At 50.3% G+C, this 9626-nt stretch carries 9 protein-coding genes; all 9 read left to right on the forward strand.

The window, feature by feature from the left end; genetic code table 11:
- The first annotated feature begins 62 nt into the window (after window positions 1-62).
- The 9 genes from ftsH (at window position 63) to lysS (ending at window position 9332) form a co-directional block, all read left to right on the forward strand.
- Window positions 63-2078, forward strand: a complete 2016-nt coding sequence (gene ftsH / locus GIW82_RS14180; protein WP_154750611.1) for an ATP-dependent zinc metalloprotease FtsH — start codon at window positions 63-65, stop codon at window positions 2076-2078.
- A 113-nt stretch (window positions 2079-2191) separates the two neighbouring features.
- Window positions 2192-2959, forward strand: coding sequence for a type III pantothenate kinase (locus GIW82_RS14185; protein ID WP_154750612.1), 768 nt, complete (start codon window positions 2192-2194; stop codon window positions 2957-2959).
- Window positions 2960-2974: 15 nt separating this feature from the next.
- Entirely contained in the window at window positions 2975-3850 is an 876-nt protein-coding gene (hslO, locus tag GIW82_RS14190) for an Hsp33 family molecular chaperone HslO (RefSeq protein WP_154750613.1), read from the forward strand.
- Window positions 3840-4817: a peptidyl-prolyl cis-trans isomerase gene (locus GIW82_RS14195; protein WP_154750614.1), complete on the forward strand. Its 978-nt coding sequence runs from the start codon at window positions 3840-3842 to the stop codon at window positions 4815-4817. The genes hslO and GIW82_RS14195 overlap by 11 nt, the downstream gene beginning before the upstream one ends.
- Before the next feature lie 160 nt (window positions 4818-4977).
- Window positions 4978-5919 (forward strand): cysteine synthase A, encoded by a 942-nt coding sequence (gene cysK / locus GIW82_RS14200; RefSeq protein ID WP_154750615.1) that lies wholly within the window; start codon window positions 4978-4980, stop codon window positions 5917-5919.
- Between the two features lie 123 nt (window positions 5920-6042).
- A complete protein-coding gene (folP, locus tag GIW82_RS14205; protein WP_154750616.1) occupies window positions 6043-6855 on the forward strand; it encodes a dihydropteroate synthase in 813 nt (270 codons plus the stop codon).
- A complete protein-coding gene (gene folB, locus GIW82_RS14210) occupies window positions 6855-7220 on the forward strand; it encodes a dihydroneopterin aldolase (RefSeq protein ID WP_154750622.1) in 366 nt (121 codons plus the stop codon). Before folP ends, folB begins: the two co-directional genes overlap by 1 nt.
- The gene (gene folK, locus GIW82_RS14215; RefSeq protein ID WP_154750617.1) at window positions 7217-7684 is read left to right on the forward strand and encodes a 2-amino-4-hydroxy-6-hydroxymethyldihydropteridine diphosphokinase; all 468 of its coding nucleotides are present in this window, start codon (window positions 7217-7219) and stop codon (window positions 7682-7684) included. Before folB ends, folK begins: the two co-directional genes overlap by 4 nt.
- A 163-nt stretch (window positions 7685-7847) precedes the next feature.
- On the forward strand, window positions 7848-9332 hold the full coding sequence (gene lysS / locus GIW82_RS14220; protein WP_154750618.1) for a lysine--tRNA ligase: 1485 nt from the start codon (window positions 7848-7850) through the stop codon (window positions 9330-9332).
- The last annotated feature ends 294 nt before the right edge of the window (window positions 9333-9626 follow it).

The raw sequence follows: 9626 nt of genomic DNA on the forward strand, positions 1-9626 counted from the left end.
GACTAATCGTTCGTGTGGTAGTATTTAGTATAGTTTTGGGAAACTTTGTGAGGAGGCGCGGGATGAATCGCATATTTCGATACACCATATTTTATTTATTGATTTTTCTTGTAATCATCGGCATCTTGGGCACGTTCAACAACAGCGGCCAGCCGACAAAAGATATAGGATACAATGAGTTTTTGGCAGCTCTTGAAAACGGCGAGATCACGAAAGTAACAATACAGCCGGATGCCATGGTCTATGAAGTGATCGGGGAAATGGACGGTTATAAGGAAGGTGAATCCTTCGTCACGAACATTCCGCTGGAGAACGAAGCACTAACAGCCCGGATCGATGAAGTGGCAGCCGCGCAAGACGGGGTGGAAGTCACTTACTTGAAAGCTCCCCAAACGAGCGGCTGGGTGCAATTCCTGACAGGGATCATTCCATTCATCATCATTTTCATTCTCTTCTTCTTCTTGCTTAACCAGTCTCAGGGAGGCGGCGGTGGCCGTGTCATGAACTTCGGGAAGAGCAAGGCGAAACTATATGATGACCAGAAGCGCAAAGTGCGTTTTGACGACGTAGCAGGCGCGGATGAAGAGAAACAGGAACTTATTGAAGTAGTCGAATTCCTGAAAGATCCACGCAAATTCGCTGATATCGGCGCACGCATTCCAAAAGGGATTTTACTTGTCGGACCTCCAGGTACCGGTAAAACATTGCTTGCACGTGCAGTTGCTGGTGAAGCAGGTGTTCCGTTCTTCTCCATCAGTGGTTCCGACTTTGTTGAAATGTTCGTCGGTGTCGGTGCATCACGTGTACGTGATCTATTCGAAAATGCGAAAAAGAACGCTCCATGTATCATTTTCATCGATGAGATCGATGCAGTCGGACGTCAGCGCGGAGCTGGACTCGGCGGGGGGCACGATGAGCGTGAACAAACATTGAACCAACTGCTAGTCGAGATGGATGGATTCGGCGCGAACGAGGGTATCATCATCGTTGCTGCGACAAACCGCCCTGATATCCTTGACCCGGCACTTCTTCGCCCAGGACGTTTCGATCGTCAGATCACAGTTGGCCGTCCGGACGTCAAAGGCCGCGAAGAAGTTTTGAAAGTGCATGCACGCAACAAGCCGCTTGATGAGTCGGTCGACTTGAAAGCTGTAGCGCAGCGCACACCAGGCTTCTCGGGCGCAGACTTGGAAAACTTGTTGAACGAAGCGGCTCTTGTCGCAGCACGTCGCGACAAGAAGAAAATCGATATGGCAGACCTTGACGAAGCGTCAGACCGCGTAATTGCTGGTCCAGCTAAGAAAAATCGTGTCATTTCGAAAAAAGAACGCAATATCGTGGCTTACCACGAATCAGGTCATACAGTCGTCGGTCTTATCCTTGACGATGCCGAAGTCGTTCATAAAGTGACGATCGTTCCACGCGGTCAAGCAGGCGGTTACGCTGTCATGCTGCCGAAGGAAGACCGTTACTTCATGACGAAGCCGGAATTGCTCGATAAGATTGCAGGACTGCTGGGTGGACGTGTCGCAGAAGACATTACATTCGGCGAAGTTTCAACTGGTGCTCACAACGACTTCCAACGTGCAACGGCAATTGCCCGCAGCATGGTTACGGAATACGGGATGAGTGATAAGATCGGTCCGATCCAGTTCGGTCAAGCACAAGGAGGCAACGTCTTCCTTGGACGTGATTTCAACTCCGAGCAGAACTATTCGGATGCAATCGCGTTTGAGATCGACCAGGAAATCCAGCGCATCATCAAAGAGCAATACTTGCGCACGAAAGAGATCCTCATGGAGCACCGCGACCTTCTTGAATTGGTCGCAACAACTTTACTGGAAATCGAAACGTTGGATGCAGGTCAGATCCAGCATTTGAAAGAGCACGGAAAACTTCCAGAGCGTTCATATGAAGCGTTGAACGGTGATTTCGTCAAAGATGAAGGAATCGACTTGGAGAAAGAAGATGAAGTGGGCGATGTAACTGGTGCCCCGAGCGATCCTTCGGCAGGCGACCTGCCAGATGAAGATCATCCGGGAGACTCAGGCGGTCCGATTCAGGAAAAACGCAAATAAGTCCAAATCAAGCTGATAGGGTTCTTCCGTAAAAGGAGGCTCTATCAGCTTTTTGCTTTCCCTTAAATATGGTATGATGTGTTGGAAAATCGTCGGGGAGCGAGGCGGTAAAATTGATTTTAGTGATGGATATCGGAAATGCCGGAATGGACATCGGCATTTACGCAGGAGACCAGCTGTTCGAACGGTGGCGCATGGCGACCGATCAACAACGGACTGAAGATGAATACGGCATGCAGCTCAAAGCGCTGTTCGAACATAGCAACTTGGAGTTCGGCATGGTGGAAGGGATCATCATGTCCTCGGTTGTACCGCCGATGGGCCGGATGCTGGAGCGCATGTGCCGAAAATACATCGGCCGCGATCCGTTGATCGTCGGGCCAGGTGTGAAAACCGGGTTGAACATCAAGTCAGACAATCCGCGGGAAGTCGGCACGGACCGGATCGTCAATGCAGTGGCCGCAATCCATGAATACGGCGGACCGTTAATCGTCATCGATTACGGGACAGCCACGACGTATTGTTACATCGACGAGCGTAATCAATACCACGGTGGGCTCATCGCCCCCGGCATGCGGGTTTCCGCTGAAGCACTCTACAGCCGGACGGCGAAATTACCGAGGATCGACCTTGTCCGCCCGGATCAGCTGATCGGGAAGAATACGGTTGCTGCGATGCAGTCCGGCGTTCTTTACGGCTTTTGCGGGCAGGCGGAAGGCATCGTCTCCAGGATGAAAAAAGAAAGTGGCAAGTCGGTGAAAGTCATCGCTACGGGTGCATTAGCGCCATTGATCGCGAGTGAGACGGCGGTCATCGATTATGTCGATGCAGAATTAACGTTGAGAGGCTTGTATATTATTTATAAACGCAATAGCGTATAAGAGAGGGAGAATAAGATGGCAGATTATTTGGTTCGCGCACTTGGCTATAACGGTCAAGTCCGCGCATTTGCAGTAGACAGTACGAAGTCGGTAGCGGAAGCACAGCAGCGTCACATGACATGGCCGACTGCATCCGCAGCGCTTGGACGCACGATGACCGCGGGTGTCATGCTCGGGGCGATGCTCAAGGGTGAAGACAAAGTGACGATCAAAATCGAAGGAGGAGGCCCGATCGGCTCGATTCTGGTTGATAGCAATGCAGAAGGGCATATTCGCGGCTACGTGACAAATCCTCAGACGCATCTGGAATTGAACGAAGCCGGAAAGTTGGATGTCAAAGGTGTGGTCGGGACGGACGGCATGCTGTCGGTCGTCAAAGACTTGGGTCTACGCGATTATTTCACGGGCCAGACGCCGATTGTGTCAGGTGAAATCGCAGAAGATTTCACGTACTATTTTGCAGTATCTGAGCAAGTACCATCTTCTGTCGGGCTTGGCGTATTGGTCGATGCGGACAACTCCATCTTGTCAGCGGGAGGGTTCATCATTCAATTGCTTCCGGACACAGATGATGAAACCATCACGGCAATCGAGCAGCGATTGGCTTCCATCGAGCCTGTTTCTTCGATGATCCAGCGTGGCCTTTCTCCTGAAGCGATTCTCGAGCAAGTGCTTGGGGAAGACAATGTGCAATTCTTAGATGAAATGCCGATCAGTTTCCAGTGTGATTGTTCGAAGGAGCGGTTCACGAAAGGGTTGATTAGTCTTGGCGGGAAAGAATTACGTGAGATGATCGACGAAGACGGCATGGCTGAGACGCAGTGTCACTTCTGCTTGGAGACGTATGCGTATTCAAAAGAAGAATTGGAAGCATTGATCGATGAGCTATAATTCCAATAGGAGGCCGCCGAAGCAAGAACCCGCCGGTGGGCAACAGCCGCCGAAGCGCCGGCTCAAAACAAAACCACTCGTGGTCTTGATTCTTCTATTACTGCTTGGCAACCTGCTGTGGTTCATCGCTTGGCTCATCCCGAATGGTGAAGAAAAAGCGGTTGGCGGGAACGGTCAGGCGGAAGTGGTGGCGGAAGTCGGGAAAGAAACGATTGACCGTGAACAATGGATGGCCGCGATGGAAGAAAGATATGGTCGCGAAACACTTTTGACATTAGTCAACGAATTGGTCATGGAGACTGCTGCTGATGAGTACGACATCAAGGTGACGGATGAAGAAATTGATCTGGAGCTGGCGATGCTCCGTTCGACGCAAGATACGACCGGCATCGCACTGTATGCAGAAGATGAAGCGCGTCTTCGTGAACGGACGAAGTCACAGCTGATTCTCGAGAAGGTCTTGACGAAAGATGTCGTCATCGAAGAAGAAGAAGTGAAAGCCTTCTATGAAGAGGACCGCTCTATTTATGAAGTGGCAGACAGCTACCGCACGCATATGATTGTTGTGGGCTCACAGCAAGAAGCGGAAGAAGTCATTTCCGAGCTTGAAAACGGTTCGTCATTCGACGTACTTGCACGCGAACGTTCACTCGACCGCGCGACAGGTAGTCTGGGGGGGGACATCGGGTTCATTACGGCAGATCAGTCATCTGTCGACCCGGCAATCGCCGCAGCTGTTGAAAGTGTCGAGAATGGCAAGTGGTCGGAACCTCTCCCCTTGCAGGATGGACGCGTAGCTATCATCACAGTGATGGAGAAAGCAGAAGGCCAGACATTCACTTTTGAAGAAGTGGCTAGTCACATCAGCAGGGAATTGGCGCTTGAACAATTACCCCAGTCCGTCTCGCCAGAAGCATTTTGGCAGGAATTCGATGCGAAGTGGTTTTACGGAGAAGGATCTGAATGATTGGAGTAGGGTGAGAAAAGGGATGCATGCATTCCCTTTCTCACCTTTTTTTGACGAAAAAGAATTCTGCAATTCAAACGATTTGACATCGAATCAAGGCCATTGGTACGATGGATGAAGCAAAGTCGACAAAAATAGTAGGGATTAGGAGTGGTTGAGGATGAACCGTTTAGGAAATTCCATTACTGAATTGATCGGACAAACACCGATCGTCAAATTGAATCGTGTAACAGGACCGGAAGATGCAGAGGTCTACGTGAAGCTGGAGTATTTTAACCCAGGAAGCAGCGTCAAAGACCGGATTGCTCTTGCAATGATCGAAGCGGCCGAGAAGAATGGCCAATTGAAAGAAGGCGACACACTGATTGAGCCGACGAGTGGCAACACAGGAATCGGACTTGCAATGATCGCAGCGGCGAAAGGGTATAAATCCGTCCTTGTCATGCCGGAAACGATGAGCATGGAGCGCCGCAACCTATTGCGCGCTTACGGAGCTGAACTCGTCTTGACACCAGGACCAGACGGGATGAACGGTCCGAGCGGCGCCATTAAGACAGCTGAAAAGATGGCGAAGGAAAACGGCTGGTTTATGCCGCAGCAATTCGAGAATGAAGCGAACCCGGAAGTGCACCGTTTGACGACAGGTCCAGAAATCGTCGAAGCGATGGGCGACCAGTTGGATGCATTCATTTCGGGAATCGGTACGGGTGGTACAATCACAGGAGCTGGCCAAGTGCTTCGCGAGAAATACGATAACATCCATATCGTCGCTGTCGAGCCGACGGATTCCGCAGTTCTTTCTGGTGGACAACCAGGCCCTCACAAAATTCAGGGGATTGGCGCAGGCTTCGTGCCAAGCGTTTTGAAAACGGATATTTATGATGAAATCATTCAAGTGACGAACGACCAAGCGTACGAGACAGCGCGCCAAGTAGCGCGTGAAGAAGGGATCCTTGGTGGGGTTTCTTCCGGGGCGGCGATCTACGCAGCGCAGCAAGTGGCGAAGAAGCTTGGGAAAGGCAAGAAAGTATTGGCGATTTTGCCATCCAACGGCGAACGCTATTTGAGCACACCGCTTTACCAATTTGACGAAACGAACTGACCGAGGAGCCGCTTTCCTATAGGAGAGCGGCCTTTCTGTGTACGGAAACTGGAAAATGCAAGCTGTTTTGCGTTAAGATGACTTCTAGTAACAGCATTTTATAGAGTAGGCGGTGGCAAGCAGATGGATTTTCACTTTGGACAGAAGACATGGGTGATGGGCATTTTGAATGTGACGCCGGATTCTTTTTCAGACGGCGGCAGCTATACGAATGTGGAACGAGCGGTTCTGCGAGCCAAAGGGATGATCGCGGAAGGTGCGGACATGATCGACATCGGCGGGGAATCAACGCGTCCTGGCCACACCGTGATCAGTGATGAGGAAGAAATCAGCCGGGTTGTCCCGGTCATCGAAGCGATTGTCCAGGAGCTGGATGTGCCACTTTCCATCGATACATACAAATCGGCGGTCGCCAAAGCAGCAATCGAAGCGGGAGCACACGTCATCAACGACGTCTGGGGTGGAAAGCACGACCCGGAGATTCTGCGGGTAGCGGCTGATAAAGGGGTGCCGATCATCTTGATGCATAACCGTGACCAGCCGGACTACGAGGAGTTCTGGCAGGATGCGAAACGCGATCTTGAAGAACGGATCGAAGCAGCATTAGCGGCAGGTGTGAAGAACGAACACATTTGGCTAGACCCAGGCATCGGCTTCGGTAAGACGACGGCGCACAATTTGGAAATGATGCAGCGACTGGATGCGCTCGTTGCCATGGGCTATCCGGTCTTGCTCGGAACGTCCCGCAAGTCGTTTATCGGCAAGCTTCTTGATTTGCCAGTAGAGGAGCGGCTGGAAGGTTCGCTTTCAACGGTGTGCTTCGGCGCGGAGAAAGGCTGTCATATCGTCAGGGTTCATGATGTGAAAGAAACAGCCCGTGCGCTACGTGTCACGGATGCTTTGAGTGGAAGACGAACGATCGGAGGAATGGAATGATGGACTATATTCATTTGAATGAAATGGAGTTTTACGGCTACCACGGTGTATTCGCTGAAGAGACGAAGCTCGGGCAGCGGTTTCGGCTGACACTTTCCTTGGCGGTCGATTTGAAGCAGGCGGGTGAGACTGATGAGCTTAAGCAGACGGTCCATTACGGTGAAGTGTACGGACTCTGCAAAGACGTCGTCGAAGGGGAGCCGAAGAAACTCCTCGAAGCGGTCGCTGAACAGTTAGCGAGCCGAGTGATGGAAGATTTCCCGCTCATCAAAGGAGTGCGTGTCTTACTCGTCAAACCTGACCCGCCGATTCCTGGCTATTACAAATCAGTGGCGGTGGAATTGACGCGAGGGATTTTTGTATGAACGTCAGCTACCTTTCCCTCGGTTCGAATATGGGAGACCGGATCGCCATGCTCGAGCGGGCGGTCGGACAGTTAGCGGCTCATCCAGAAATTGAAGTTGGGAGCATTTCGTCGGTTTACGAAACGGATCCGGTTGGTTTCACAGACCAGGACGCTTTTTTGAACATCGTTGTCGAAGTGAAGACGACGCAATCAGCTTCGGATTTGCTGGAGGTCTGCCAGAAGATTGAGCAATATCTGCAGCGGGAGCGGATCATTCGCTGGGGTCCACGGACGATCGACCTTGACATCCTGCTCTTTAATCAAGACAATATGGAAACGGAGCGACTGACCATTCCGCACCCGCGTATGCATGAACGTGCATTCGTCCTTATACCATTACTGGAGATTGCTCCGCAGTTCGGCGCATGTTTTCCGGCTGAGGATGAAGGCGTCCGGTTATGGGGAACGATCAACAGCGATTAACATTTTCGGTCTGTTTCGCTGCATTTCAAGCGAAGAACACAGCAATCCGCACGATTCACAAGCACGCTGCCAAAACTTCAGGCAGCTTTTCTTTATGTAGAGAGTGGTTAAATTGTGTACAATAGAAAAATATGCAACTGAACGAATATGAGGAGTGAATAGCATGTCAGAAGAATTGAATGACCAATTGATTGTCCGACGCCAAAAAATGCAAGCATTTCGTGATGGAGGAATCGATCCATTTGGCGCGCGTTTCGAACGTACGCACTTGTCTGCGGAGATAGTAAAGGCGTATGGCGAACTTTCGAAAGAAGAACTTGAGGAAGCGAATTACGAAGTCGTCATCGCAGGACGAGTCATGACGAAGCGAGGAAAAGGAAAAGCAGGCTTTGCCCATCTTCAGGACTTGCAAGGACAGATCCAGATCTACGTCCGTAAAGACGCGATCGGTGAAGAAGCATATGAATATTACAACACAGTTGACCTCGGGGACATCCTCGGCGTTAAAGGGGTCGTTTTTAAGACGAATGTCGGAGAACTTTCCATTAAAGCGCAGGAAGTCGTCTTCCTGACTAAAGCACTTCGTCCACTGCCGGAGAAATTCCACGGCTTGAAAGACGTAGAACAACGCTACCGTCAACGCTACTTGGATTTGATCACCAGCCAAAGCAGCAAAGAGACATTCCTTACAAGAAGCCGCATCATCCAGACGATGCGCCGTTATCTTGATGACCAAGGATTCCTGGAAGTTGAAACACCGATGCTTCATTCAATCGCAGGCGGGGCGGCAGCACGTCCGTTCATTACGCACCACAATGCGCTTGATATGGAATTGTACATCCGCATCGCAATCGAGCTTCACTTGAAACGCTTGATCGTCGGTGGCTTGGAGAAAGTCTACGAAATCGGCCGTGTCTTCCGTAACGAAGGAACTTCTACACGCCACAACCCCGAATTCACGATGCTTGAATTGTATGAAGCGTATGCCGACTACAACGACATTATGGAACTGACGGAGAACCTCATCGCCCATACAGCGAAAGAAGTGCTTGGAACGACGACGGTTCAGTACGGGGAAGATCAGATCGATTTGAGCCCGGGCTGGAAACGTCTGCATATGGCGGACGCTGTTAAAGAATTCACAGGTGTGGACTTCTGGCAGCAAGTAACGAAAGAAGAAGCGACTGCATTTGCGAAAGAGCATGGAGTCGAAATTAAACCTACTATGGAAGTCGGCCATATCCTCAACGAGTTCTTCGAGCAAAAAGTAGAAGAACAACTCGTCCAGCCGACATTCATTTACGGACATCCAGTGGAGATCTCTCCATTAGCGAAGAAGAATCCAGAAGACGAGCGCTTCACGGACCGCTTCGAACTCTTTATTGTTCGCCGCGAGCATGCGAATGCCTTCACGGAATTGAACGATCCGATCGATCAACGCGAGCGCTTTGAAGATCAGATGAAAGAGAAAGCACAAGGGAACGACGAAGCTCATGACATGGATAATGACTTCATTGAAGCATTGGAATACGGAATGCCTCCTACAGGTGGACTTGGCATTGGTATCGACCGTCTAATCATGCTGTTAACGAACGCAGCATCCATCAGAGACGTGCTCTTATTCCCGCAGATGCGTCCGAAAGAATAAGCTCAATGTTGGTTTGCAGCGCATTAGTTGCTGCAAACCAACTTTTTTTCTAAAAGGTATTGCAATATAGAAAAATCCTTGGTAAGATAGTCCTTGTCGTGTTCGAGGCATTCAACGCATTCGAAATACGAGGAAAAAGAATTTCAAATTAGTTATTGACTTCCGGTTCGGAACTTGATACTATAGAGAAGTTGCCGCTGAAACAAACGGCGCTTCGCAAAAAAACATGAACCTTGAAAACTGAACAGCAAAACGTTGATGAAATAGTTACTGATCAGCCTCCGGGCAGATCAA

The organism is Planomicrobium sp. YIM 101495, from assembly GCF_009707665.1.
Taxonomy (GTDB): Bacteria; Bacillota; Bacilli; order Bacillales_A; family Planococcaceae; genus Planococcus.

Coding starts and splice junctions, on each gene's coding strand:
- folP (WP_154750616.1), top strand. CDS start 6,043: ATGGATTTTCACTTTGGACAGAAGACATGGGTGATGGGCATTTTGAAT.
- cysK (WP_154750615.1), top strand. CDS start 4,978: ATGAACCGTTTAGGAAATTCCATTACTGAATTGATCGGACAAACACCG.
- hslO (WP_154750613.1), top strand. CDS start 2,975: ATGGCAGATTATTTGGTTCGCGCACTTGGCTATAACGGTCAAGTCCGC.
- folB (WP_154750622.1), top strand. CDS start 6,855: ATGGACTATATTCATTTGAATGAAATGGAGTTTTACGGCTACCACGGT.
- lysS (WP_154750618.1), top strand. CDS start 7,848: ATGTCAGAAGAATTGAATGACCAATTGATTGTCCGACGCCAAAAAATG.
- folK (WP_154750617.1), top strand. CDS start 7,217: ATGAACGTCAGCTACCTTTCCCTCGGTTCGAATATGGGAGACCGGATC.
- GIW82_RS14195 (WP_154750614.1), top strand. CDS start 3,840: ATGAGCTATAATTCCAATAGGAGGCCGCCGAAGCAAGAACCCGCCGGT.
- ftsH (WP_154750611.1), top strand. CDS start 63: ATGAATCGCATATTTCGATACACCATATTTTATTTATTGATTTTTCTT.